We start from the raw sequence: 25,209 nt of genomic DNA, 5'->3' as shown, positions 1-25,209 counted from the left end.
GACACGTCCCGGTTGGCCGGGAACGAACAACCCCGCGCCGGGCGCCCGCCCGGCGGCCTGACAGGAACGGCCGCGGATCCGCGGCGACCGAGGGCGCGAGGCCGAGCGAAACGGAGCAGTCCATGGGTGAGCAGAGCACGACCAAGTTCCCGCAGGAGGTCCTCGACCAGTGGTCCGACGTCGGCGTCGACCTGCCGTCGCTCTTCTCCGCGGGGCACCTCGGTGAGCGGATGAGCGTGCGGGTGGTCGAGGCCGCCCCGGACCGGGTCGTCGGCACCATGCCCGTCGAGGGCAACACCCAGCCCTACGGGCTGCTGCACGGCGGCGCCTCCGCCGTACTGGCCGAAACGCTCGGCTCCGTCGGGTCCATGCTGCACGGCGGCCCCACCAAGGCCGCGGTCGGCGTCGACCTCAACTGCACCCACCACCGCGGGGTCCGCTCCGGGCTGGTCACCGGTGTCGCGACCGCCGTGCACCGCGGCCGGTCCACCGCCACCTACGAAATCGTCATCACCGACGAGCAGGACAAGCGGGTGTGCACCGCCCGGCTGACCTGCCTGCTGCGCGACGTCGACCAGGACCTCTACCGCTCCTGACATCGCGCTCACACCACCGCGGCGGGCCCCTGGCGCCCGCCGGCACGGCCCCGCACCCGGCCTTCCGGGGGCGGGGCCGCACGCATTCCGGTAACGCTGCGTAACACGCATGCCGTGCGGGCGGCTCGCGAGCCGCCCGCTTCCGGCCGCACCCTCCGGATGCCGGAGGCATAACCGGCCCGGAAGCCCAAATTCCCCTGAGGAAGTGCGAGTTCACCCTCCGCACGGCGGACATGCCACGGTAAGGACCATCACGGCAAAACGCTCATCGAAGGTCATAACAAGAGCGTCACATCCTCGACTGCGCCCGTTCCGGCCCACCCGACACCGCTCTAGAGTTCACCGCCAGTCACCGCGCCGCCGGGCGCACTGCGAGCACGGACGCCCCCACAGCCCCGAAACGGGCCCGGCGCGCGATCCGGCCAGGCGACAGCCGTGGCCGCGGCCAGGGAAAGGACAGATCGTGCGTCACCGTGCCCTGCTCCTCATCACCACCGCACTCACCACCGGCGCCCTCACCCTCACCGCCTGCGGAACCCGCAGCGACACCAAGAACGGCGACGGCGCGAAAACCACCGTCACCATCGGCCTCGACGCCCCCACCACCGGCGAACTCTCCGCCCTGGGCCTCGGCATCCGCAACTCCGCCCAACTCGCCGTCGACACCGCCAACAAGACCGGCGAGGTCAAAGGCATCACCTTCAAACTCGAAGCCCTCGACGACAAGGCACTGCCCAACGCCGGCCAGCAGAACGCCACCAAACTCGCCGGCGACAAAAACGTCCTCGGCATCGTCGGCCCGCTCAACTCCGGCGTCGCCCAGTCCATGCAGCAGGTCTCCCAGCAGAACAACCTCACCCTGATATCCCCGGCCAACACCACCCCCGACCTCACCCAGGGCAAGGACTGGAAGCAGAACCACCGCGTCCGCCAGTTCCCCACCTACTTCCGCACCGCCACCACCGACGAAGTACAAGGCGCCTTCGACGGCCAGTACGCCTGGGAGAAGATCAAGGCCCAAAAGGCATACGTCATCGACGACCAGAAAACCTACGGCGTCGGCCTCGCCTCCTCCTTCAAGGACCAGTTCGGCAGACTCGGCGGCACCATCGCCGGCACCGACCACATCAGCCCCGACGACCGCGACTTCAAAGCCGTCGTCGCCAAGGCCAAGGCCGCCGCCCCCGACCTCGTCTTCTACGGCGGCGAATACCCCGCCTCCGGCCCCCTCAGCCAGCAACTCAAGGACGGCGGCGTCACCGCCCCCCTCATGGGCGGCGACGGCATGTACAGCGCCGACTACATCAAACTCAACACAAAAGCCCAGGGCGACTACGCGTCCTCCGTCGGCAAACCCGTCGAACAGCTCCCCTCCGCAAAGAAGTTCATCGCCGACTACAAAGCAGCCGGCTTCAAAGAGGCGTACGAGGCATACGGCGGCTCCACCTACGACGCCACCTGGGCACTCGTCCAGGCCGTCAAGAACGTCGTCACCGGCAACAACGGCAAACTCCCCGACGACGCCCGCAAAAAAGTCACCGACGCCATGAACAAGGTCGCCTTCGACGGCGTCACCGGCCACGTCGCCTTCGACCGATACGGCGACACCACCAACACCATGATCACCGCCTACCAGGTCGACAAGGGCGCCTGGATCTCCCGCTTCAGCGCCGAATTCAAGAAGTTCGACAAAAGCTGACGGCACGAGCCGACCGGCCACACCGGCCCCGGCGCTCCGGGCCGCGCCCGGCCCCCACCCCCGCCCCGGCGCGGCCCCCGGCACCACGGAAACCCACACCTTCCCACCCCACGGAGGCCCCGCGGTGACCGAACTGCCGCAACAGCTGGCCAACGGACTCATCCTCGGCGCGATGTACGGCCTCATCGCGATCGGCTACACGATGGTCTACGGCATCGTCCAGCTCATCAACTTCGCCCACGGCGAGATCTTCATGGTCGGCGGCTTCGGCGCCCTCACCGTCCACCTCGCCCTCCCCACCGGCACCAGCCTCACCCTCGCCCTCCCCGCCATGCTCCTCGGCGGCATCACCGTCTCCGTCCTCGTCGGCGTCGCGGCCGAACGCTTCGCCTACCGCCCGCTGCGCGGCGCACCCCGCCTCGCCCCCCTCATCACCGCCATCGGCCTGTCCATCGCCCTCCAGCAAGCCGTCTGGAAGTGGTACCCCGACGGCAAACAAGCCCGCGTCTTCCCCCAGTTCACAGGCCACGCCCTCACCCTCCTCGGCGCCACCGTCCAACGCGGCGACCTCTTCGTCCTCCTCGCCGCCCCCCTCTGCATGACCGCCCTCGGCCTCTACGTCACCCGCACCCGCAGCGGACGCGCCATGCAGGCCACCGCCCAGGACCCCGACACCGCCCGCCTCATGGGCATCGACACCGACCGCATCATCGTCCTCGCCTTCGCCATCGGCGCCGCCTTCGCCGGCATCGCCGCCGTCGCCTACGGACTGCGCACCGGCGAGGTCCAGTTCCGCATGGGCTTCATCATGGGCCTCAAAGCCTTCACCGCAGCCGTCCTCGGCGGCATCGGCAACATCTACGGCGCCATGCTCGGCGGCCTCGTCCTCGGCATCGCCGAAGCCCTCGCCACCGCCTACATCGAGCACATCCCCGGCATGCAGCAGTTCGGCGGCGGAGCCTGGAAGGACGTCTGGGCCTTCGTCCTCCTCATCCTCGTACTCCTCCTCAGACCACAGGGCCTCCTGGGCGAACGCGTCGCGGATCGGGCGTGATACCGATGACCACCACCCCTACCACCACCGGCCTCCTCCCCCTCCCCGAGAAGACCGCCCGCCTCACCACCGCCGCCGGCGCCCTCACCACCGCCACCACCGCCCTCGCCTGGACCTGGACCAGCGACTTCCCCGGCGACCTCACCCACTACGGCGCCCCCGCCGGCCTCCAACTCACCACGCTCACCGGCGCCCTCCTCACCCTCCTCCTCACCGCCTCCGCACTCGGCATCCGCGGACTGCGCTGGCTCACCCCCGCCGGCCGCAACGCCCCCACCCTCCTCGCCGCCCTCGCCACCTTCACCACAACCTGGTTCACCCTCGCCGCCATCGCCCTCCACCTCGGCGGCCTCGTCAACCTCGAACCCGGCGGCCTCGCCGCCGCGATCACCTCCCTCACCACCCTCCTCGGCGCCCTCGCCCTACCCCCCGACCAACCCACCACCCCACCCCCCACCGGCCTCCGGCAGCGCCTCACCGCCGCCCTCGCCACCACCCCCCTGAGGCCACCCACCCGCCAACTCCCGCCCCGAGCCGAGATCCTGGCCATCGCCGCCACCCACGCCGCCGCACTCCTCGCCTTCACCTACGGCATCGACACCGACGACGGCGCCCCCTTCATCGGCTACCTCATCCTCGTCGCACTCGCCGTCCCCGCCCTGGGCCGCGCCGGACTCACCGCCCGCCTCACCCAACTCACCCACCGGCACCGCGGCGCCGCCCTCACCACCGCACTCCTCGCCGCCGCGGCCTTCCCCTTCACCCAGGACACCGACCAATACACCATCGTCGGCGCCAACATCCTGATCTTCGCCACCGTCGCCCTCGGCCTCAACATCGTCGTCGGCCTCGCCGGCCTCCTCGACCTCGGCTACGTCGCCTTCCTCGGCGTCGGCGCCTACGCCGCCGCCCTCGTCTCCGGCTCCCCCGAATCCGCCCTCGGCCTCCATTTCCCCTTCTGGGCAGCCCTCCTCACCGGAGCCACCGCCTCCCTCGCCTTCGGCGTCCTCATCGGCGCCCCCACCCTCCGCCTCCGCGGCGACTACCTCGCCATCGTCACCCTCGGCTTCGGCGAGATCTTCCGCATCGCCATGCTCAACCTCAACGGCACCACCGGCCCCGACCTCACCAACGGCGCCATGGGCATCCCCAACATCCCCAACCTCGAAATCCTCGGCTTCAACTTCGGCCGACCCCACTCCGTCCTCGGCACCCCCCTCGCCCCCTACGGCAACTACTACCTGCTCATGATCCTCGTCACCGCCCTCGTCGTCCTCGTCTTCCGCCGCGCCGCCGACTCCCGCATCGGCCGCGCCTGGATCGCCATCCGCGAAGACGAAACCGCCGCCGTCGCCATGGGCATCAACAGCTTCCGACTACGCCTCCTCGCCTTCGCCCTCGGCGCCGCCCTCGCCGGACTCGCCGGCACCGTCCACGCCCACGTCGTCACCACCGCCACCCCCGAACAGTTCCAGTTCGCCGGCCCCCAACCCCCCAACTCCGCCTTCCTCCTCGCCGCCGTCATCCTCGGCGGCATGGGCACCCTCAGCGGCCCCCTCGTCGGCGCCGCCCTCCTCTTCCTCATCCCCGCCAAACTCGACTTCCTCCAGGACTACCAACTCCTCCTCTTCGGCCTCGCCCTCGTCCTCCTCATGCGCTACCGCCCCGAAGGACTCATCCCCGACCACCGCAAACAACTCGAATTCCACGACCCCACCGCCCCCGACGCCCCCGACCGGCGCCGCACCGACCCCACCACCCCCCTCGGCGCCACCCAGGCAAAGGCGTAACCCACCATGACCACACCCACAACCACCACCGGCACCGTCCTCGAAGCCACCGGCGTCACCATGCGCTTCGGCGGACTCACCGCCGTACACCACGTCGACCTCACCATCAACACCCACGAAATCCTCGGCCTCATCGGCCCCAACGGCGCCGGGAAAACTACCCTCTTCAACTGCCTCACCGGCCTCTACACCCCCACCCAAGGCACCATCAGCTACCGAGGCGCCCCCCTCTCCCGCAAACCCCACCTCGTCACCCAGGCCGGCATCGCCCGCACCTTCCAGAACATCCGCCTCTTCGCCAACATGACCGTCCTCGAAAACGTCCTCGTAGGACGCCACACCCGCACCGAGGAAGGACTCTGGTCAGCGCTCCTCCGCACCCCCGGCTTCAGGAAAGCCGAACGCGACAGCGCGCAACGCGCCCTGGAACTCCTCGACTTCACCGGCCTGGCCGCCCACCGCGACCGCCTCGCCCGCAACCTCCCCTACGGCGAACAACGCAAGCTCGAAATCGCCCGCGCCCTCGCCAGCGAACCCGGACTCCTCCTCCTCGACGAACCCACCGCCGGCATGAACCCCCAGGAAACCCGCGCCACCCAGGACCTCGTCCACGCCATCCGCGCACAGGGCACCGCCGTCCTCGTCATCGAGCACGACATGCGCTTCATCTTCAATCTCTGCGACCGCGTCGCCGTCCTCGTCCAAGGACACAAACTCACCGAAGGCACCGCCGACACCGTCCAGGCCGACGAACGCGTCATCGCCGCCTACCTCGGCACCCCCACCGACCCCACCACCACACCGGACGAAACCCCGACGCCCACCGACGACACCGGAGCCGACACCACCGGAGCCACCCCATGACCCCCCTGCTCGAAGTCGAGGACCTCCACGTCGCCTACGGCAGGATCCACGCCGTCAAAGGCATCACCTTCACCGTCCGAGCAGGCCAGGTCGTCACCCTCATCGGCACCAACGGCGCCGGCAAAACCACCACCCTGCGCACCCTCTCCGGCCTCCTCACCCCCCGCACCGGAAAGATCACCTTCGACGGCCGCCCCCTCAACGACCTCCCCGCCCACAAGATCGTCGAACGCGGCCTCGCCCACTCCCCCGAAGGCCGCCGCCTCTTCCCCCGCCTCACCGTCGCCGAGAACCTCCAACTCGGCGCCTTCCTCCGCAAGGACACCGCCGGCATCGCCGGCGACATCCACCGCGTCTACGACCTCTTCCCCATCCTCGGCCGGCGCCGCAGACAACCCTCCGGCACCCTCTCCGGCGGCGAACAGCAAATGCTCGCCATGGGCCGCGCCCTGATGTCCCGCCCCAAACTCCTCATGCTCGACGAACCCTCCATGGGGCTCTCCCCGATCATGATGCAGAAGATCATGGACACCATCCGCGAACTCCGCACCCAGGGCACCACCATCCTGCTCGTCGAACAGAACGCCCAGGCCGCCCTCACCCTCGCCGACGAAGCCCACGTCATGGAAACCGGCCGCATAGCCCTCTCCGGAACCGGCGCCCACCTCCTCCACGACGCATCCGTCCGCAAGACCTACCTCGGCGAGGACTGAACCCCGCCGCCCCACCCACCCCCGGACACGCGAACGGCCCCGCACCGATCGCCGGTACGGGGCCGCCCACCCAACTCCACGCAGCCGCTAATCCCTCTTCTGCTGCTGCTTCGCCTGCTTCTTCTCCTCGGCATCCTCGATGACCGCCTCCGCGACCTGCTGCATCGACAGCCGCCGGTCCATCGACGTCTTCTGGATCCACCGGAACGCCGCCGGCTCCGTCAGCCCGTACTGCGTCTGCAGAACGCTCTTCGCACGGTCCACCAGCTTCCGCGTCTCCAGCCGCTGCGTGAGGTCCGCGACCTCCTTCTCCAGCGCCTTCAACTCGGTGAACCGGCTCACCGCCATCTCGATCGCCGGCACGACATCGCTCTTCGAGAACGGCTTGACCAGATACGCCATCGCACCCGCGTCCCGCGCCCGCTCCACCAGCTCGCGCTGCGAGAACGCGGTCAGCATCAGCACCGGCGCGATGCTCTCCTCGGCGATCTTCTCGGCCGCCGAGATCCCGTCCAGGACGGGCATCTTCACGTCCAGGATCACCAGATCGGGACGGTGCTCCCGGGCCAACTCCACCGCGGTCTGCCCGTCCCCGGCCTCGCCGACGACGGTGTAGCCCTCCTCTTCCAGCATCTCTTTGAGATCGAGACGGATGAGGGCCTCGTCCTCGGCGATCACGACGCGCGTGGTCAGCGGCGGGACATGCGACTGATCGTCATCGACGACGGGCTGCTCGGGCTCGGCGGCGCTCACGGGACTCCTCGTTCCTGGCAGGTGGTGCCATTGCAGCCTACCTAGAGGCGGCCATCGTTACTCACACGGTATGGTGTCTGTGCCATCAGCCGGGTTGGTGGAACGGCATACACGGATGTCTCAAACACATCTGCCCGAAAGGGCTTGCGGGTTCGAATCCCGCACCCGGCACCACCGAACAGGCGGATTTTCACCTTCGCGTGAATCCCGCACGTTTTCACCCCAAGCTCATCAGCCATGACGCACAGTGACGTCATGATCTCCCATGGCACAGATGTGCGACAGAAGGCCCTCACGCAACTCCGCGCGGGGGCGAAGAACGCGGATGTGGCCCGAGCCTTGGGCCTCCCCATCGGCACAATCGGCTACTGGCGGCACATGGACCGTGCCAAACGCGGGGAGTGCCCGGGTGCTCACAACCCGAAGTGCCCACGGTGCGACGGGCGTGCTCTCGATCGGGCGGCTTACGCCTACCTCTTGGCTCTCTACCTCGGCGACGGACACCTCATCCAGTACTCGGAGCACCGCGTTCCGAGTCTCATGGTCACGTGCGACGACAGTTGGCCGGTTCTCATGAACGAATGCGAAGCCGCGATGCGGGCGGTGTTCCCCGAGAACTCCGTGTGCCGCGTCAGGAAGACCGGCTGCCACAACGTGAAGGTCTACTCGAAGCACTTATGGTGCATGTTTCCCCAGCACGGCCCGGGCAAGAAGCACGAGCGGCAGATTGCCCTCGAACCATGGCAGCAGGAGATCGTCGACGCGCACCCCTGGGAGTTCCTCCGCGGTCTGATCCACTCCGACGGGTGCCGGATCACCAACTGGACGACGCGTATGGTCGGCGGCGAGCGCAAGCGCTACGAGTACCCGCGGTACTTCTTCACCAACAAGTCCGATGACATCCGCAAGCTCTGCTCCGACACGCTGACCAAGGTCGGCGTCGAATGGACCGTCCTCGCCCGCGGCAGCGACCCGTTCAACATCTCCGTGGCCCGCAAAGCCTCCGTCGCCCTCATGGACAGACACATCGGGCCGAAGCACTGACAGGGACGGCAGTCAGGTACCTCGGCCCAGCTTCTTCAGGTGCGGGAGGGGGTGTTACTTGGGCGAGTCGTCCTCGCCGATGTGGTGGACGCGGACGAGGTTGGTGGAGCCGGGGACTCCGGGGGGCGAGCCGGCGGTGATGATGACGGTGTCGCCCTTCTGGCAGCGGCCGATCTTGAGGAGTTGCTCGTCGACCTGGGCGACCATCTCGTCGGTGGAGTTGACGGTCGGGCCGAGGAAGGTCTCCACGCCCCAGCTGACGTTGAGCTGCGAGCGGGTGGCCGGGTCGGGGGTGAAGGCGAGGAGCGGGATGGGTGAGCGGTAGCGGGAGAGGCGGCGGACGGTGTCGCCGGACTGGGTGAAGGCGACGAGGAACTTGGCGCCGAGGAAGTCGCCCATGTCGGCGGCGGCGCGGGCGACGGCGCCGCCCTGGGTGCGGGGCTTGTTGGCTTCGGTGAGCGGCGGGAGGCCCTTGGCGAGGAGGTCCTCCTCGGCGGCTTCGACGATGCGGCTCATGGTGCGGACGGTTTCGGTGGGGTATTTGCCGACGCTGGTTTCGCCGGAGAGCATCACGGCGTCCGTGCCGTCGATGACGGCGTTGGCGACGTCGGAGGCTTCGGCGCGGGTGGGCCGGGAGTTGTCGATCATCGAGTCGAGCATCTGGGTGGCGACGATGACCGGTTTGGCGTTGCGCTTGGCGAGTTTGATGGCGCGCTTCTGGACGATCGGGACGGTTTCCAGGGGCATTTCGACGCCGAGGTCGCCGCGGGCGACCATGATGCCGTCGAAGGCGGCGACGATGTCGTCGATGTTCTCGACGGCCTGGGGCTTTTCGACCTTGGCGATGACGGGGAGGAAGTGGCCTTCCTCGCGCATGATGCGGTGGACGTCTTCGATGTCGCGGCCGCTGCGGACGAAGGAGAGGGCGATGATGTCGGCGCCGTAGCGCAGTGCCCAGCGGAGGTCGTCCTGGTCTTTTTCGGAGAGGGCGGGGACGGAGACGGCGACTCCGGGGAGGTTGAGTCCCTTGTGGTCGGAGACCATGCCGCCTTCGATGACCTTGGTGTGGACGCGGGGTCCTTGGACGGCGGTGACTTCGAGGGTGACCTTGCCGTCGTCGACGAGGATGCGTTCGCCGGGGGTGACGTCGGCGGCGAGGCCGTTGTAGGTGGTGCCGCAGAGGTGGCGGTCGCCCTCGACGGAGGGTTCGACGGTGATGGTGAACTCGTCGTCGCGTTCGAGAAGTACGGGGCCTTCGCGGAATCGGCCGAGACGGATCTTCGGGCCTTGAAGGTCGGCGAGGATGCCGACGCTGCGACGGGTTTCTTCGGATGCTTTGCGGACCCGGTCGAATCGTGCTTCGTGGTCGGCGTAGGTGCCGTGGCTGAGGTTGAAGCGGGCGATGTCCATTCCGGCGTCGACGAGGGCTTTGATCTGCTCGTACGAGTCGGTGGCGGGTCCCAGTGTGCAGACGATCTTTGCTCGGCGCATGTTTCGACTCTATGACTTACCCGGCGGTAGGGAACTGTGGAGAAGCGACTGCTCAACGAGCGCTTGGTGAAAGGCTGTTGACAAGTAATGGAATGCGCGGGACGCCGCTCCGATGAGCGGAATTTCGCCCGCGTGCGGTGTGGTCTCAGAGTGCGGGACGGGTCATGGTGAAGCGTGCGTTGACGTGGGCGTAGACGGTCTGGCGCTGGGGTTCCAGGTCGAGGGCGGGGGCGGATTCCTGGACGGCGCCGCCGTAGCCGGCGAAGGCGCGCATGCCGGGGGCGGGCATGGGGGCGGTGTTCTCGGCGCCGGCGTCGGCGACCTCCAGGACGGCGTCGAGCCGGGCGCCGAGGGCTTCGGCGTATTCGCGGGCGCGCTGGACGGCTTCGCGGACGGCCTGGGTGCGGGCGGCGCGGTGGGCGGGTGAGTCGGGGCGCAGGGCCCACCAGGGGCCGTCGACGCGGGTGAGTTCGAGGTCGGCGAGGCGGGTGGTGAGTTCGCCGAGGGCGGTGAAGTCGTTGAGGGTGGCGGTGAGGGTGACGCGTCCGTGGTAGGCGCGGATGCGTTCGTGGCGGCCCTTGTCGGTGAGCTGGGGGGTGAGGGTGAAGCTGCCGGTTTCGAGTTTTTCGACGGCGTCGCCGTAGCTCTTGATGAGGGTGAGGGCGTGTTCGTTGCGGCGGGTGAGGTCGGCGAGGGCGGCTTTGCGGTCGGTGCCGCGGGCGCTGACGGTGACGGTGATGCGGGCGGTTTCGGGGTCGACTTCGAGGCGGGCTTCGCCGCGGACGGCGAGGCGGGGGGCGTCGGGGGTGCCGTAGGGGAGGTGCGGGGTGGGCTGGGTCATGGTGTCAGCTTGCCAGCCGGTGCCGGCTTTCCGGCCAACTGGTCACTGGGGAGTCACCTGTTCGCAATGTTGTGGGGCTGTTGCGTCGGGGGTGGTTGGGGCCACAATCTACGCGCGAATCTACGCGCGTTGTTCCTGAGCGGCGTGCCACTGGGCGTATTGGGACCATTTGACCTCTTGGGGGAATCGATATGTCGTTCAACCGCAGGAAGTTCCTGGGGCGTTCGGCCGCGGCCGGTGCGGGGGTGGCGCTCACGGGGGCGCTGCCGCAGGCCGCGCAGGCGCAGGAGCCGGAGCGGCGGCCGGGGCGCGGGCGGGGCAAGCGGGTCCCGTTCCGGGTGCTGGGCACGACGGATGTGCACGGGCATGTTTTCAACTGGGACTATTTCACCGACAAGGAGTATGACGACGCGGCGCACAACGATGTCGGGCTGGCGAAGATCTCGACGCTGGTGGAGCAGGCCCGCAAGGAGGCGGGGCGGCATCGTACGCTGCTGATCGACGCGGGCGACATCATTCAGGGCACTCAGCTGTCGTATTACTACGCGCGGGTCGATCCGATCACCGCGCCGCACGGTCCGAAGCATCCGATGGCGCTGGCGATGAACAGGATGAGGTACGACGCGGCGGCGCTCGGCAATCATGAGTTCAATTACGGAATTCCGGTGCTGCGGAAGTTCCAGGAGCAGTGTGATTTCCCGTTGCTGGCGGCGAACGCGCTGGATGCGCGGACGTTGAAGCCGGCGTTTCCGCCGTATGTCGTGAAGCGGATCAAGGTGCCGGGTCACCGGGATATCCGGGTGGGCATTCTGGGGCTGACGAATCCTGGTATCGCGGTGTGGGACAAGGCCAATGTGCAGGGGAAGATGACGTTCCCGGGGCTGGTCGAGCAGGCGAAGGTGTATGTGCCGAAGCTGCGCTCGCTCGGCTGTGACGTGGTGGTCTGTACGGATCATTCGGGTCTGGACGGTTCGACGTCGTACGGGGATGCGCTGCCGTATCCGGAGAACGCGTCGTCGCTGGTGGCCGAGCAGGTGCCGGGTATCGACGCGATCCTGGTGGGTCATACGCACAAGGAGGTGGCGTCCCGGACGGTGGTGAACAAGGAGACGGGGCGCAGTGTGGTGCTGTCCGAGCCGCTGATGTGGGGGATGCGGCTGAGTGTCTTCGACTTCGAGGTGGAGTTGCGCCGGGGCCGCTGGGAGGTGGTGTCGGTCACGGCGGAGGTGCGCAACGCCAACACGGCGGCGGAGGATCCGGAGATCGCGCGGCTGGTGCGGCGTGAGCACCAGGCGGTCGTGAAGTACGTGAACCAGGTGGTCGGGACGTGCAAGGCGGCGATGTCGGCGGCCGAGGCTCCGTACAAGGACACACCGATCATCGACTTCATCAACTTCGTGCAGGTGGACACGGTGAAGGCGGCGCTGGCCGGTACGAAGTACGCCTCGCTGCCGGTGCTGTCGCAGGCGGCGTGCTTCTCGCGGTCGGCGGCGATTCCGGCGGGTCAGGTGTCGCTGCGTGATGTGGCGGGGCTGTACGTGTACGAGAACACGTTGGATGCGCGGCTGATGACGGGGGCGCAGCTGCGGGACTATCTGGAGTTCTCGGCGCGGTATTTCGTGCAGACGGCGCCGGGTGTGCCGGTGGATCCGAAGAAGCTGACGAACGCGGACAACACGCCTGACTTCAACTACGACGTGATCGGCGGGCTCACGTACGACATCGACATCGCGAAGCCGGCGGGTTCGCGGATCGCGAACCTGCGGTATCAGGGCAAGCCGTTGGACGACAAGGCGCAGTTCGTGCTGGCGGTGAACAACTACCGGGCGAACGGCGGTGGTGGTTTCCCGCATGTGGCGAAGGCGACGTCGGTGTGGTCGAACTCGGAGGAGATCCGCAACACGATCATCGCGTGGGTGAAGGCGAAGAAGGTCATCGATCCGGCGGTGTTCGCTTCGGTGGGCTGGCGGCTGACGCGGGCCGGGAAGCCGGTGTTCTGAGGCCGGTCGATTTCGTCGGTTGCGGGTGTGCCGCCCCTCTCCTCCTGTCCGGTGTCGGGCGGGGTGGGAGGGGCGGTGGCGTTCAGTGGCGGGGGACGAGGGTGGAGGTCTGGCGGGGGACGGTGGGGGTGGTGCGGTGGGGTGTGGGGTGGGCGAGGCCGAAGGTGGTGAAGGCGGTGCGGCTGGGGAGGGGGTAGGCGGTGCTGCTGGTGAGGGAGTTGAGGATGGTGGCGCTGCGCCAGGCGGCGAGGCCGAGGTCGGGGGTGCCGACGCCGTGGGTGTGGGTTTCGGCGTTCTGGACGTAGATGCGGCAGCCGGTGGCGGTGATGGAGGGGTCGAGGACGAGGCGGTGGTGTTCGTCGATGCGGGGGCGTTCGGAGGCGTCGCGGCGGAGGTAGGGGTCGAGGGCGGCGAGGAGGGTGTCGAGGCGGCGTTCGCGGTAGCCGGTGGCGAGGACGACGGCGTCGGTGGTGAGGCGGGAGCGGCTGCCTTGCTGGGTGTGTTCGAGGTGGAGTTCGACTTTGGTGGTGCCGACGCGTCCCGCGGTGCGGACGCGGACGCCGGGGGTGAGGGTGGTGGTGGGCCAGCCGCCGTCGAGGGTGCGGCGGTAGAGCTCGTCGTGGATGGCGGCGAGGGTGTCGTGGTCGATGCCTTTGTGGAGCTGCCATTGGGCGGGGAGGAGCTCGTCGCGGACGCGTTCGGGGAGGGCGTGGAAGTAGCGGGTGTAGTCGGGGGTGAAGTGTTCGAGGCCGAGTTTGCTGTATTCCATGGGCGCGAACGCGGGGGTGCGGGCGAGCCAGTGGAGGTTTTCGCGGCCGGCGGGGCGGGCGCGGAGCTGGTCGAGGAAGATTTCGGCGCCTGACTGACCGGCGCCGATGACGGTGAGGTGTTCGGCGGCGAGCAGCCGTTCGCGGTGGTCGAGGTAGTCGGCGGAGTGGATGACGGGGACGGCGGGGGCCTCGGTGAGGGGGCGGAGGGGGATGGGGATGTGGGGGGCGGTGCCGATGCCGAGGACGAGGTTGCGGGCGTAGCTGCGGCCGAGGGCTTCGGCTTCTCCTTCGGCGCCGAGTTGGGTGAAGTCGACTTCGAACAGGCTGCGTTCGTGGTTCCAGCGGACGGCGTCGATCTGGTGGCCGAAGTGGAGGGTGGGGAGGTTTTCGCTGACCCAGCGGCAGTAGGCGTCGTATTCGGCGCGGTGGATGTGGAAGCGCTCGGCGAAATAGAAGGGGAAGAGGCGTTCGCGGGTTTTGAGGTAGTTGAGGAAGCTCCAGGGGCTGGCGGGGTCGGCGAGGGTGACGAGGTCGGCGAGGAAGGGGACTTGGAGGGTGGCGCCGTCGATGAGGAGGCCGGGGTGCCAGTGGAAGGCGGGGTGCAGGTCGTAGAAGGCGGTGCGCAGGTGGGTGAGGGGGTGGGCGAGGGCGGCGAGGGAGAGGTTGAAGGGGCCGATGCCGATGCCGGCGAGGTCGAGGGGTTCGTCGGGGCCGTGGGTGCCGGTGCCTGTTTCGGGTTCGGTGTGCGGTGGGGTGTTCATCGGGGGGTGTGGCCTTCCACGAGTTTGAGGAGGGTGGTGAGGTCTCCGGGTTGGGTGTGGGGATTGAGGAGGGTGGCCTTGAGCCAGAGGCCGGTGGGGGTGGTGGCTCGGCCGAGGACGGCGTGTCCTTCGGTGAGGAGGGAGCGGCGGATGGCGGCGAGGGTGGTGTCGTCGGCGTCGGTGGGGCGGAAGAGGACGGTGGTGAGGGTGGGGTGGGAGTGGAGTTCGTAGTGGGGGTGGGCGTCGATGAGGTCGGCGAGGGTGCGGGCGGCGGCGAGGGTGCGGTCGACGAGGTCGCCGAGGCCCTGGCGGCCGAGGGCTTTGAGGGTGACGGCGATCTTGAGGATGTCGGGGCGGCGGGTGGTGCGCAGGGAGCGGCCGAGGAGGTCGGGGAGGCCGGCTTCGGTGTCGTCGTCGGCGTTGAGGTAGTCGGCCTGGTGGCCCAGGGGGGCGAGGGTGGTGGGGCCGGGGACGGCGAGGAGGCCGGCGGCGACCGGCTGCCAGCCGAGTTTGTGCAGGTCGAGGGTGACGGTGTGGGCACGGGCGAGGCCGTTGAGGGCGGTGTGGTGGGTGTCGCTGAAGAGGAGCGGGCCGCCGTAGGAGGCGTCGATGTGGAGGCGGGCGCCGTGGTGGTCGGCGAGGTCGGCGAGGGCCGGGAGGGGGTCGATGGCGCCGGTGTCGGTGGTGCCAGCCGTGGCGGTGAGCAGGACGGGCCCGGTGCGGGCGGCGAGTTCGGCGAGGCAGGTGCGGACGGTGTCGGGGTCGAGGGTGCCGTCGGGGGTGGGGAGGGTGACGGGTTCGGGGAGGCCGAGGAGCCAGGCGGCGCGGTGGATGCTGTGGTGGGCGTTGGCGCCGCAGACGATCTGGAGGGGGCCGTTGGTGTGCGGGGGGTGGGGGGCCTCGCGGGCGAGGAGGATGCCGAGTTGGTTGGATTCGGTGCCGCCGGTGGTGATCAGGGCGTCGGGTTCGGCGGCCTGGGGGTAGACGAGGGCGGCGAGTTCGCGGCTGGTGAGGGTTTCGAGTTCGGAGGCGGCGGGGGCCTGGTCCCAGGAGTCCATGGAGGGGTTGAGGGCGCCGGCGGCGAGGTCGGCGGCGGTGGCCACGGCCAGCGGCGGGCAGTGCAGATGGGCGGCGCAGTGGGGGTCGGCGGGGTCGGCGGCGCCGGCGGCGAGGGTGTGGACGAGGGTGCGCAGGGCGGCGTGCGGGCCGGTGCCGTGTTCGGGGAGGAGGGGCAGGCAGGTGTCGCGTACGGCGCGGGCGACGGTGTCCGGGCCGCCGGACGGGAGGGGGCCGGAGCGGTCCTGGGCGCCGGTGGTGAGGGCGTCGAGGACGGTGTCAAGGAGCGGTCGGAGCGCGCGGGGGCCGTTGGTGCCGCCTGCGAGGGCGGTGCCGGCAGGGGCAACTGGCATCAAGAGGCTCTTCTTCAGCGGGAGTTGGGTGCGACGGGGCACAGACCTTAGGCCGACCTAAGTTACTGTCCCGGTACGGCGGGTATCCACCGGTTGCCCCGGGATCACCCGTTCGGGGGATGGTTGTCCCGCATGTGTTCGGGTGCCGCCGGCTGCCGGTCCGGCGGCACCCCTGTGCGGTGGGCCGGCCGGGACCTTCCGGCCGGCCCACCGCACGGGCCCTACCGCTGTGCGGCGGCTTCCCTGACGTGCAACGCGCGGCGCAGATCGTCCAGTTGGTCGGCGAGGGTGCGGCGCAGGGCGGGGGTGGGGTCGGCGTCGGCGAGGCAGCGCTCGCCGAGCCGGAGGGTCTCCTCCTCGACGAACGTGGCGGGGAACGCGTAGCGGCCGGCGGCCTTGGCGAGGGCGGGGCCGCGGCGGGCGGCGAGGGCGGGGACGGCGGCGAAGTAGCGGGCCACGTAGGGGCGGAGCAGGTCGTGCTGTTCGGGGGCCCAGAAGCCGGCGGCGGTCGCGGTGAAGAGGTAATTGGAGAGCTCGGCAAGTTCGGCGGGTTCGGCGGCTTCCGCGGGCGTGCCGGTTTCGCCGCCGTCGGTGCGTTCGCCGCCGGTGGTGAACAGGGCGTTCCAGGCGGCCTGTTTGGCGGCGGGGTCGGGGAGGGCCGCGTGGCAGCGGGCGGCGCCTTCGCGGCCGGTGGCGCTCTGGTCGCGGGCGAGTTCCGCGTCGATGGTGTCGCGGAGCTCGGCGAGGGGGGCGGCGCCGAGTGCCGCGAGCCGGGCGAGGATGCGCCAGCGCAGTTCGTGGTCGAGGTCGGGGCCGCCGGGGACGCTGCCGTCGTCGAGCCACTCCTGGATGCCTTCGTGGCTGGTGGCGCTGTCGATGAGGGTGCGTACGGCGGTGAGGCGCAGGCCCGCTCCGGTGCCGTTCGCGGGGCCTTCCGTGCGGCGCAGCAGGTCGCGGCTGATGCCGGTGAGAGTGGCGAGGGCGGTGTGGCGTTCGGGGAGGGGGAGGTAGCGGTCGGCGATCTGGGTGCGGGCGAAGGCGAGGACGCCCTGGACGATGGCCAGGTCGGTCTCGTGCGGGAGGTGTTCGCGGGCCGCGTCCAGGTAGGCGGCGGGCGGGAGTTGGCCGTCGCGGACCATGTCGCGGGCGGCGTTCCATACGACGGCGCGGGTGAGCGGGGCGGGCAGTCCGGAGAGGGAGCGGGCGGCGGTCTGCCAGGACGCCGTGTCGAAGCGGACCTTGGCGTAGGTCAGGTCGCCGTCGTTGAGGACGACGAGGGCCGGGGCGGGCCGGGAGAAGGTCCGGCGGGTCCGCCCTTCCTGCTGCGGGATGTCCACCTCGAAGCGGTCGCGCAGGGTGAGCCGGCCGGGGTCGGCGGGGTCGGGGTCGTAGGCGCCGACGGCGATGCGGTGCGGGCGGCTGCCGGTGTGGGTGATGTCCAGGTGCCAGGTGTCGCGGTCCTCGGTGGTGGCCGGGGTGAGGGTGTCGACGCCGGTGGTGCGCAGCCAGCGGGCGGCCCAGGCGTGGACGTCGCGGTCGGTGGCGCGGGCCAGGGAGTCGAGGAAGTCGGCGAGGGTGGCGTTGCCGAAGCGGTGCCGGGCGAAGTGGTCGTTGATGCCGGCGAGGAAGTCCTTCTCCCCCATCCAGGCGACGAGTTGGCGGAGTGCGGAGGCGCCCTTGGCGTAGGAGATGCCGTCGAAGTTGAGGAGTGCGGAGGCGGTGTCGGGGACGTCTTCGGGGGTGGGGGCGACGGGGTGGGTGGAGGGCCGCTGGTCGGCGTCGTAGCCCCAGCCCTTGCGGGCGATGGCGAAGTCGGTCCAGGTGTCGGTGAAGCGGGTGGCTTCGGACAGGACCTGGTAGCCCATGTATTCGGCGAAGGACTCGTTCAGCCAGATGTCGTCCCACCACTGGAGGGTGACCAGGTCGCCGAACCACATGTGGGCCATCTCGTGGGCGATGACCATGCCGCGGGTCTGGCGTTCGGTGTCGGTGACGGCGGAGCGGTAGACGAACTCGTCGCGGAAGGTGACCAGGCCGGGGTTCTCCATGGCGCCGGCGTTGAACTCGGGGACGAATGCCTGGTCGTAGGAGTCGAAGGGGTAGGGCTCTTCGAAGATCTGGTGGTAGCGGTCGTAGCAGCGGCGGGTGAGGTCGAGGATCTCGTCGGCGTCGGCGTCGAGGTGGGGGGCGAGGGAGCGGCGGCAGTGGATGCCGAAGGGGAGGCCGGCGTGCTCGGTGCGGACGGAGTGCCAGGGGCCGGCGGCGACGGCGACGAGGTAGGTGCTGATGCGGGGGGTGGGGGCGGCCTGCCAGGTGCCGTCGGCCTGCTGCTCGGTGCGGGCGTTGGCCAGGACGGTCCAGGTGGGCGGGGCGGTGACGGTGAGCGCGAAGACTGCCTTCAGGTCGGGCTGGTCGAAGGCGCCGAAGACGCGCTGGATGTCGTCCATGAAGAGCTGGGTGTAGGCGTAGCTCTCGCCGTCGGCGGGGTCGGTGAAGCGGTGCATGCCTTCGCCGGTGCGGGAGTAGCGCATGGTGGCGTGGAGGCGGAGTTCGTGGGGGCCGGGGGTGAGGCCGGTGAGGGGGAGGCGGTTGTCGTCGAGGGTGGCGGGGTCGAGGGGGTGGCCGTCGAGGGTGGCGGTGTGGAGGGTGTCGGGGCGGATCTCGACGAAGGTGTCGCCGGGTTCGCGGGCGGTGAAGTGCACGGTGGTGCGGGAGGTGAACTGCTCGTCGCCCTGGGTGAGATCGAGGGCGATGTCGTAACGCTGGACGTCGATGAGCCGGGCTCGGGATTGCGCGTCGGCGCGCTGCAGTACGGGCATGGAGTCATGCTGCCGCACGGCCGGTGGGGGCCGCACAGGGGTTTGGCCGGGCCGGTCGGGCGGCGCCGCCGGGGCGGTACCGGCCACCGGGTGGGCGCGGGCCTCGTCCTCGCGCAGCACCCGTACCAGTCGGCGCATCGCGCCCAGCGCCTCGCCGCCGGCGGTCTCGATCCGTTCGAAGGCGGCGCCGGCCCGCGTCCCGTCCAGGGCGGTGAAGCGGGCGTCGGGCTCATCCGGGCGGTCCGCCGCGGCGGCCGGCGGTCCGGCCGGTCACGGTCCGCCTGTGGCCGGCCCGGTCTCCCGGGCCCAGGCGGCGATCTCGACCCGGTTGCGGGCGGCCAGCTCGGTCTGCACGTTCGCCAGATGCGACGTGACGGTGGACAGCGAGACGAACAGCTCGTCGGCGATCTCGGCATTGGTCCGGCCGCTCGCCAGCGCCCGGACGACGTCCTCCTCGCGCTCGGTGAGCTGCTCGGACGGCTGCCGGGCGCAGCCGCCCCGCCCGGTGGCCGGGGTCAACTCGCGCAGCAGCCGCAGGGTGATGGCGGGCGAGACCAGCGAGTCGCCGACGGCGGCGCGGACGCCCTCCACGAGCATGGCGGGGCTGGCGTCCTTGAGGAGGAAGCCGCAGGCGCCGCCGCGGAGCGCGGCGTGGATGTACACGCCGGGCTTGCCGGGCCGGGCGCAGCGCACCATGGCAGGCTCATGGCAACCCTGGACGGTGGCGCATGCGCCACCGCGGAAACGGGAAGAACGGCAGCGCATCGCAGAGCGTCCGGGTCCGCTGGCAATGAACCCGTAAAGCGCCCTGCGATTATGTGGAGTGCGGGAAGGGAGTGACACGGGTCAACATCCGGCCAACTCCCGCACCACGCCGACCCCGTACGGACCGCGCCCGGCGCGCCCGCCGGGCCGTACAGTGGCCGGATGGCCAGCGGCGGCAGCGACATCCAGCACGGATTCCCCCATCTCGACACGGTCCGGGCGGCCCTCACGGCCCTCTTCAGGCGCCTCTCCCGCGACACGGTCGACACCTTCGGCACCAGCGTGCTGCCCGTCGACGTCGCCTTCGACGACACCGAGGACATCCACCTGGGCGCCCAGCGCGTCGCCCGCGCCATGGTCCACCAGCTGCGGCTGCCGGACGCCCGGATCGTGATCACCTTCCGCGAGATGGAGCACGCCGCCCATGTCGAACTGACCGCGGGCCCCGAGTACTTCGTCGAGCTCAACGAGCGCTTCAAGAAGCACCGCAAGGACATCGGCGCCGCCCTGGCCCACGAGGTGACGCACGTCTACCTGCACCGGCTCGACCTGTCGTTCCCCGGCACCCGCGACAACGAGATCCTCACCGACACCGCCACCACCTACCTCGGCGCCGGCTGGCTGCTGCTGGACGCCTACCGCGAGCACGGCCCGTTCTCGCAGAAGCTCGGCTACCTGACGCCGGAGGAGTTCGGCTACGTCCTCGCCAAGCGCGCCGAGTTCTTCGACGAGGACCCGGCGCCGTGGTTCACCAGCCCGCAGGCGTACGAGGCGTACCTCACCGGGCGGGCGCGGGCCCGCCAGGACGCCCGCCGCCCGCCGCTGGCCGCCGCCGGCTGGGCCGCCCGGCTCCGCTATGCCAAGGACCGCCGGCTGGCCCGGGAGCGCGGGCGCACCGCCGGGCCCGCCGCCGGCGACGGCTACGCCTTCGAACCGGCGGCGGGTGCCGGGCCCCCCGCGCGGGTGTCGTTCCCCTGCCCGGCCTGCTGGCAGCGCATCCGCGTCCCGGTCCGCGGCCGTCTCCAGGCCCGCTGCGGCCTGTGCGGAACCCTTCTGGACTGCGATACCTGACGCCACGTCAATGAATGACGCAACGTCAGCTGCACGCCGGGCCGGTCAGATCCAGCCCTCCAGCCCGGCCAGGAACCCCTCCAGGTCGTCCCGGTGGATGGTGTGCCCCGCGCCCCGCACCGTACGGACCTCGAATCCGCGGGCGGTCAGCTCCTTCGCCGCCTCCTCCGTGAAGAGGAACCCCTCCCCCGCGATCTGCACCAGCGACGGGACCACCGGCCGCTGCGGCGTCCGGTCGCGCAGGTGGTGCCCGGACAGGGCCAGGGCCGTCCCGGTGTCCCAGTCGGCGAGCGTGGCCAGCTCGACGTCGACGTCGGCGTCGTCCCAGCGCGGGTTGAAGTTCCGCACCAGCGTGCGCTCGGCCCGCTTGAACGTCACGAACACCGCGGGATCGACCGGCTGCGCCGCCTCGGTCAGCGACCACGCCGGATCGCTGTAGACCGCGCGTGCCGGCCGCAGCCGCTCGGCCGCCAGGGACAGCGCCAGCCCGCCCAGCGAGTGCCCGATGACGACGTCGGCGCCGGCCGGCAGGGTGTCCACGAGGTCGTCGGCGAACAGCTCCGGGCTGTACTCGCCGCGCGGACTGCGGCCGTGGCCGCGCAGATCGACGCCGATGACGCGATAGCCCCGCCCGGCGAGGGCCGGGCCGACCCGGTGCCAGGTGCGGTGGTCGGACATGATCCCGTGGACCAGCACCGCGATCCGGTCGCCGGTCCCCCATTCATGGGTGTGCAGCTGCATACCGTGCCCCTCTCGCCGGGTTCGCGCCGCAGGGCCTGTCCGACAGGCCAGGGTCGGCGCGGCCGGGCCCGACGTTACACGTGTCACTGCGCGGGGGCCGTACCCGGAGCCCGCGAACCGCCGGCGCAGACCCCTCTGCGAGGACGCCCGGCGGCATGACCGATCCCGCCGCTCCCCCGGCCACCCCAACTCCACCGTCCAGCACGGCCGTTGCCCGCCGCGCCGGAGCGGATCGCCGGGCTGGTCGACGGGCTCGTCCGCGACCCGGCCGCCGTACCCTCGGTCCACCGGCTCGGCACCTTCCGCCCCGTGGCGCGCGCATCCTCCTGACCGGCCGCCCGCCGCGTCCGTGCCCGGCCGGTCAGCGCCAGTCCTCCTCGGGCGTGGCCGCCGCCAGCACCTCGCGGGCACCGGAGCGGATCGGGCCGCCGTGCGCTACGCAGACCGTGTCGAGGTCCTCCAGGGCCGCCAGCCGCCGGAACGACGCGACGGCCACGGCGCGTTCGACGTTCATGGGCCCGAGGACCGCGTGCGCGCCGTCCGGGTCGGCGCCGATGATGTCGCCGGGGAAGAGCAGCCGGCTCTCCGGGAGGTGCAGCGCGATGCCGCCCGGCGTGTGGCCGGGGACGTGCAGCACCCGTACGGGTTCGTGCCAGTCGTCGAGGGTGTCGCCGTCGTGCAGCTCGCGGTCGACCTCGGTGTGGCGCAGCGGCGGCATCCCGCCGGCCGCGAGCCCCGCCATGATGCCTTCGTGCAGCTGCTGTTCGGCCGGGCCGAGGACCGGCGGCGGTTCGGGGGCGGTGCCGCGGATGTACGGGGCGTCCAGGGCGCCGGCCAGCACCCGGGCGCCGGTGGCGTCGACGAGTTCGGCGGCCGACCCCATGTGGTCGACGTGGCAGTGGGTGAGCACGATCTGCCGCAGCGCGGCGGGTGGGGCACCGAGCTCGGCCAGGGCGCCGAGGACGGCGGGGCCGGATCCGGGGATGCCGGTGTCGATGGCGGCGTAGCCGTCGCCGGGCAGCGCGACGAGGTACACATGCCCTACGGGGAAGGGGAGTTGCCAGATGTGCCGGCCGATCCGGGTGAGTGCTGCGTCCATGTCCGGGACGCTAGCCGCCGCGCGTCCGGCCCGTCTCCGCTTTGTGCCGTGGGCGGATTGAGCGGAGGGCGAAAGCGCCCGGTGGAGGTCCCGGGCGGAACCCGTCGTGCCGCTGCCGCGTCCCATCGGCGACCCAAGGAGGCATGTCATGCAGTACGCCGCTCACCGCTCCCGTTCCCGCATCCGTACGACCGCCCTGGTCCTGTCCGTGGCGGCGGCCGGCGCCGTCGCGCTCTCCGGCTGCGCCAAGGGGGACCAGCGGGTGGGTGCCGCGGCGCCGCCCGCGCCGCAGGACGCCTTCGCCCGGCGGGCCGCCCAGATAGTGCAGGACTGGCCGAAGGTCTCCCCCGTGCCGGGCCGCCAGGAGGCGCTGCTCCCGTTGGCCGGCGCCGACCGCCCGCAGGGCACCGGCGTACGGGAGATCACGGTGACCGTCGGCCACAGCGCCTGCGACCTCCATTTCGGCGCCCGTAGCCTGGAGTCGAAGGACCTGGTGGTGGTCACCGGCTGGGGCAGGAAGAAGAGCGCGAAGGGGATGTGCACCGAGCAGCTGGCCACCGACAAGGTGAAGGTGCGGCTGAAGAGCCCGCTGGCGGGCCGCAAGATCGTGGACGCGGCCACCGGGAGGCAGCTGCTGAAGGGCTGACAGGCGGCTGGCCGGGCCCGGCTGTCGGCCTTGGAGTGCACTCCACGCCCTAGGCTCGCGGCCATGAGCCCTTCCATCGCCACCAACACCCGCGTCGAACTGCCCGCCCTGCTGGAGTTCGTCCGCCCCCGGCACCGCGCGATCCTGCTCACCCGCCGCTCCGACGGCACCCCGCAGTGCTCGCCGCTGACCTGCGGGGTGGACGACTCCGGGCGGCTGGTGATGTCGACGTATCCGGAACGTGCCAAGGCGCGCAACGCCCGCCGGGTCTCGTCGGTCAGCGTGCTCGTGCTGTCCGACGAGTGGAACGGCCCGTGGGTGCAGGTCGACGGTGAGGCCGAGGTGATCGACGCCCCGGACTCCATCGAGCCGCTGGTCGAGTACTACCGCAACATCGCCGGCGAGCACCCGGACTGGGACGAGTACCGCGCGGCCATGCGCAAGCAGGGCAAGTCCCTGATCCGGGTGACGCCGCGGCGCTGGGGCCCGATCGCGACCGGCGGCTTCCCGGCCCGCCTCGTCGACCCGGACGCCTGACGCGCGCGCGATCAACGGGTGCTGCGGGCGCCCCCGTTGACGTTCTGCGCCTGGCCGGTGAGGTGCCGGTCCGCCGGTGACGCGGGAAGGCCGCCGCCCCCGTGACGTCCGCGACGGCGCCCGCGCGGCCGCTGGCGGCGGCGGCCGGGCGACGACCGCATCGACCCCGTCGGCGACGTCGGCACGGACCGACGCCCCTTACGGGGTGCGCGGCGGCAGCACCGCCGGAGTGGGCGTCAGCACCTCGGCGGGCAGCCCCAGTTGCGCCCGGAAGGCGGCCCGCCCGGACTCGGTGACCGCGAGGATGCGGCTGGCCGGGGCCTTGATGATCCAGCGGTGCTCCAGCGCGTGCCGGTAGAGGGCCGCGCCGACCGCGCCGGAGAGGTGCTGGCGGCGCGAGGTCCAGTCGAGACAGGTGCGGACGTGCGCCCGGTGGGTCGGCGAGTAGCCGGCCTCGGGGATGCCGAGGGCGGCCAGCCAGTCGGCGCCGGCCGTGGTGAGCACCAGGCCGTACTCCCGTGCCAGCAGCCCGCGTTCGGTCATCGTTTCGGCGATGGCCACACCGAGCGCCCCGGCGATGTGGTCGTAGCAGGTGCGCGCGTGGTGCAGGGCCCGCCGGTGGTTGGCCTCGGCCAGCGAGCGGATCCTGACCGGGCGGTACGGGGCCAGCCCGGCGAGGTTCTCCAGCGTCTCCGCGGTGTGCGGCCCGGCCAGCCGGACATAGCGCCGCCGGCCCTGCCGCTCCTCGGCCAACAGCCCGCCGGAGACCAGGAGGTTGAGGTGCTCGGTCGCGGTGGACGGTGCGACCCCGGCGTATTCGGCCAGTTCACCGGCGGTCCAGGTGCCGCCGTCGAGCAGGGCGATGCAGATGGCGGCACGGGTACGGTCCGCGAGCAGCGCCGCGAGAGCGGCCAGGTCGGGGGTCTCCGCGGTGCTTTCGTGATCGGCGTCCCATCGGTTCATGTGCAGAGCGTAATCACATATAACACTTCGGTGAGAACCGAATCGTCCGGCTTCTATCCTCAGGGCATGAAAACCGCGCTGGAGAAGAGCAGTTCCGTCGTACCGGCGCTGCTGTCCACGGAGAACGACGACGGCACGTTCGTGCTGGTCACGCTGCGGATCCGATGGGATCTCGGCCCGGTGGTGAGTGTCTGGCTGCCGTCCCGCGGGCGGACCGCGCAGAATCTCGCCGTACGGCCGGACGTCGTCTTCAACCTCCCCCCGAAGGAGGCGGCGGCCGAGGAGGGGGCCGGCAGCGGGACCGACGCGGAGCAGGCGCCCTGGACGGAACCGTCCGAGCTGGTACGGCCGCCCCGACTGGCGCACTGCCCCGTGCAGTTGGAGGCGCGCAGGGTCGGTGAGCGCACGGTGACCGATGGCGCCTGGACGCAGATCGAGGCGCAGGTGCTGCGGGTGCACGCGGACCCGCGCTGGGTGCTGCCGCTGGGCGACGGCACCGTCGACGTCTCGGCCTGGCGCCCACCGGTACACGATTTCCGGCCGCCGCGCACGCCCCCGCCACCGGCCGCACCGGCGCCCGCACGGGAGCTGGCGCGGCAGTTGGGGCGGCGCTTTCCGGCGCAGCGGGACGCGTAGCGGCAGCGGCCGGGCCAGGAGTGCCGGACAGAAGAGCGCGGCGCCTGCCCTCCGGTCGGGGGAGGGGACAGGCGCCGCACACGGGTCCCGGGATTCACCCGGTCCCCATGCCTCCGTACGACGTTGTACGGGACATCGGGTGACGGC

General features: G+C 70.9%; 21 protein-coding genes, 1 tRNA gene and 1 pseudogene. 13 read left to right on the top strand and 10 right to left on the bottom strand.

Going from position 1 to position 25,209, the window contains the following annotated elements:
• Positions 1–122 precede the first annotated feature (122 nt).
• From GR130_RS10055 to GR130_RS10030, 6 genes are all read left to right on the top strand, one after another.
• A complete protein-coding gene (locus tag GR130_RS10055) occupies positions 123–596 on the top strand; it encodes a PaaI family thioesterase (protein WP_159504385.1) in 474 nt (157 codons plus the stop codon).
• A gap of 478 nt (positions 597–1,074) precedes the next feature.
• Positions 1,075–2,295 (top strand): branched-chain amino acid ABC transporter substrate-binding protein, encoded by a 1,221-nt coding sequence (locus GR130_RS10050; protein WP_159509873.1) that lies wholly within the window; start codon positions 1,075–1,077, stop codon positions 2,293–2,295.
• A 124-nt stretch (positions 2,296–2,419) separates the two neighbouring features.
• Positions 2,420–3,349: a branched-chain amino acid ABC transporter permease gene (locus GR130_RS10045; protein ID WP_159504384.1), complete on the top strand. Its 930-nt coding sequence runs from the start codon at positions 2,420–2,422 to the stop codon at positions 3,347–3,349.
• Positions 3,350–3,354: 5 nt separating this feature from the next.
• The gene (locus GR130_RS10040; protein WP_159504383.1) at positions 3,355–5,139 is read left to right on the top strand and encodes a branched-chain amino acid ABC transporter permease; all 1,785 of its coding nucleotides are present in this window, start codon (positions 3,355–3,357) and stop codon (positions 5,137–5,139) included.
• Positions 5,140–5,145: 6 nt separating this feature from the next.
• Positions 5,146–6,003: an ABC transporter ATP-binding protein gene (locus GR130_RS10035; protein WP_159504382.1), complete on the top strand. Its 858-nt coding sequence runs from the start codon at positions 5,146–5,148 to the stop codon at positions 6,001–6,003.
• On the top strand, positions 6,000–6,716 hold the full coding sequence (locus tag GR130_RS10030) for an ABC transporter ATP-binding protein (RefSeq protein ID WP_159504381.1): 717 nt from the start codon (positions 6,000–6,002) through the stop codon (positions 6,714–6,716). Before GR130_RS10035 ends, GR130_RS10030 begins: the two co-directional genes overlap by 4 nt.
• Before the next feature lie 87 nt (positions 6,717–6,803).
• Here the strand turns inward: GR130_RS10030 and GR130_RS10025 are convergent, their stop codons facing one another.
• Positions 6,804–7,469 carry an ANTAR domain-containing response regulator gene (locus tag GR130_RS10025; protein WP_159504380.1) on the bottom strand — a complete coding sequence of 222 codons (666 nt, stop codon included), beginning with the start codon at positions 7,467–7,469 and terminating at the stop codon, positions 6,804–6,806.
• Between the two features lie 88 nt (positions 7,470–7,557).
• Between GR130_RS10025 and GR130_RS10020 the strand changes: the two genes are divergently transcribed.
• Positions 7,558–7,643 (top strand) — tRNA-Leu (locus GR130_RS10020).
• 81 nt (positions 7,644–7,724) lie between these two features.
• A complete protein-coding gene (locus GR130_RS10015; RefSeq protein ID WP_159504379.1) occupies positions 7,725–8,513 on the top strand; it encodes a helix-turn-helix domain-containing protein in 789 nt (262 codons plus the stop codon).
• A gap of 54 nt (positions 8,514–8,567) precedes the next feature.
• On the opposite strand, the gene pyk is transcribed toward GR130_RS10015, so the two are convergent.
• Both pyk and GR130_RS10005 read right to left on the bottom strand, forming a co-directional pair.
• The gene (gene pyk, locus GR130_RS10010) at positions 8,568–10,004 is read right to left on the bottom strand and encodes a pyruvate kinase (RefSeq protein WP_159504378.1); all 1,437 of its coding nucleotides are present in this window, start codon (positions 10,002–10,004) and stop codon (positions 8,568–8,570) included.
• 145 nt (positions 10,005–10,149) lie between these two features.
• On the bottom strand, positions 10,150–10,845 hold the full coding sequence (locus tag GR130_RS10005) for an SIMPL domain-containing protein (RefSeq protein WP_159504377.1): 696 nt from the start codon (positions 10,843–10,845) through the stop codon (positions 10,150–10,152).
• Positions 10,846–11,036: 191 nt separating this feature from the next.
• Here GR130_RS10005 and GR130_RS10000 point away from each other — a divergent pair, with 191 nt between their 5' ends.
• The gene (locus GR130_RS10000) at positions 11,037–12,845 is read left to right on the top strand and encodes a bifunctional metallophosphatase/5'-nucleotidase (RefSeq protein ID WP_159504376.1); all 1,809 of its coding nucleotides are present in this window, start codon (positions 11,037–11,039) and stop codon (positions 12,843–12,845) included.
• An 82-nt stretch (positions 12,846–12,927) separates the two neighbouring features.
• Here GR130_RS10000 and GR130_RS09995 read toward each other — a convergent pair whose 3' ends face one another.
• The 4 genes and pseudogenes from GR130_RS09995 to GR130_RS09980 form a co-directional block, all read right to left on the bottom strand.
• A complete protein-coding gene (locus GR130_RS09995; protein ID WP_159504375.1) occupies positions 12,928–14,376 on the bottom strand; it encodes a lysine N(6)-hydroxylase/L-ornithine N(5)-oxygenase family protein in 1,449 nt (482 codons plus the stop codon).
• Complete coding sequence (locus GR130_RS09990; RefSeq protein WP_159504374.1) at positions 14,373–15,785, bottom strand: pyridoxal phosphate-dependent decarboxylase family protein; 1,413 nt, start codon at positions 15,783–15,785, stop codon at positions 14,373–14,375. Before GR130_RS09990 ends, GR130_RS09995 begins: the two co-directional genes overlap by 4 nt.
• Before the next feature lie 221 nt (positions 15,786–16,006).
• Positions 16,007–18,604 (bottom strand): aminopeptidase N, encoded by a 2,598-nt coding sequence (gene pepN, locus GR130_RS09985; protein WP_159509872.1) that lies wholly within the window; start codon positions 18,602–18,604, stop codon positions 16,007–16,009.
• Positions 18,605–18,874: 270 nt separating this feature from the next.
• Positions 18,875–19,264 (bottom strand): annotated as a pseudogene (locus GR130_RS09980) (LuxR C-terminal-related transcriptional regulator); the annotation flags it as partial.
• A gap of 267 nt (positions 19,265–19,531) precedes the next feature.
• Here GR130_RS09980 and GR130_RS09975 point away from each other — a divergent pair.
• The gene (locus tag GR130_RS09975) at positions 19,532–20,440 is read left to right on the top strand and encodes a hypothetical protein (protein ID WP_159504373.1); all 909 of its coding nucleotides are present in this window, start codon (positions 19,532–19,534) and stop codon (positions 20,438–20,440) included.
• Positions 20,441–20,485: 45 nt separating this feature from the next.
• Here GR130_RS09975 and GR130_RS09970 read toward each other — a convergent pair whose 3' ends face one another.
• Both GR130_RS09970 and GR130_RS09965 read right to left on the bottom strand, forming a co-directional pair.
• Complete coding sequence (locus GR130_RS09970) at positions 20,486–21,181, bottom strand: alpha/beta fold hydrolase (protein ID WP_159504372.1); 696 nt, start codon at positions 21,179–21,181, stop codon at positions 20,486–20,488.
• 361 nt (positions 21,182–21,542) lie between these two features.
• Positions 21,543–22,280, bottom strand: coding sequence for an MBL fold metallo-hydrolase (locus tag GR130_RS09965; protein WP_159504371.1), 738 nt, complete (start codon positions 22,278–22,280; stop codon positions 21,543–21,545).
• A gap of 148 nt (positions 22,281–22,428) precedes the next feature.
• Here GR130_RS09965 and GR130_RS09960 point away from each other — a divergent pair, with 148 nt between their 5' ends.
• Both GR130_RS09960 and GR130_RS09955 read left to right on the top strand, forming a co-directional pair.
• Positions 22,429–22,926, top strand: coding sequence for a hypothetical protein (locus GR130_RS09960; RefSeq protein WP_159504370.1), 498 nt, complete (start codon positions 22,429–22,431; stop codon positions 22,924–22,926).
• Between the two features lie 63 nt (positions 22,927–22,989).
• Entirely contained in the window at positions 22,990–23,463 is a 474-nt protein-coding gene (locus GR130_RS09955; RefSeq protein ID WP_159504369.1) for a PPOX class F420-dependent oxidoreductase, read from the top strand.
• A gap of 198 nt (positions 23,464–23,661) precedes the next feature.
• On the opposite strand, the gene GR130_RS09950 is transcribed toward GR130_RS09955, so the two are convergent.
• A complete protein-coding gene (locus tag GR130_RS09950; protein WP_159504368.1) occupies positions 23,662–24,426 on the bottom strand; it encodes an ArsR/SmtB family transcription factor in 765 nt (254 codons plus the stop codon).
• A gap of 66 nt (positions 24,427–24,492) precedes the next feature.
• On the opposite strand from GR130_RS09950, the gene GR130_RS09945 reads away from it, so the two are divergent.
• On the top strand, positions 24,493–25,062 hold the full coding sequence (locus tag GR130_RS09945) for a hypothetical protein (RefSeq protein WP_159504367.1): 570 nt from the start codon (positions 24,493–24,495) through the stop codon (positions 25,060–25,062).
• Positions 25,063–25,209 lie beyond the last annotated feature (147 nt).

Source organism: Streptomyces sp. GS7, assembly GCF_009834125.1.
Lineage (GTDB): Bacteria > Actinomycetota > Actinomycetes > Streptomycetales > Streptomycetaceae > Streptomyces.
Note: the sequence above shows the minus strand (reverse complement) of the source record. Positions and strands in the feature narration are given on the sequence as shown.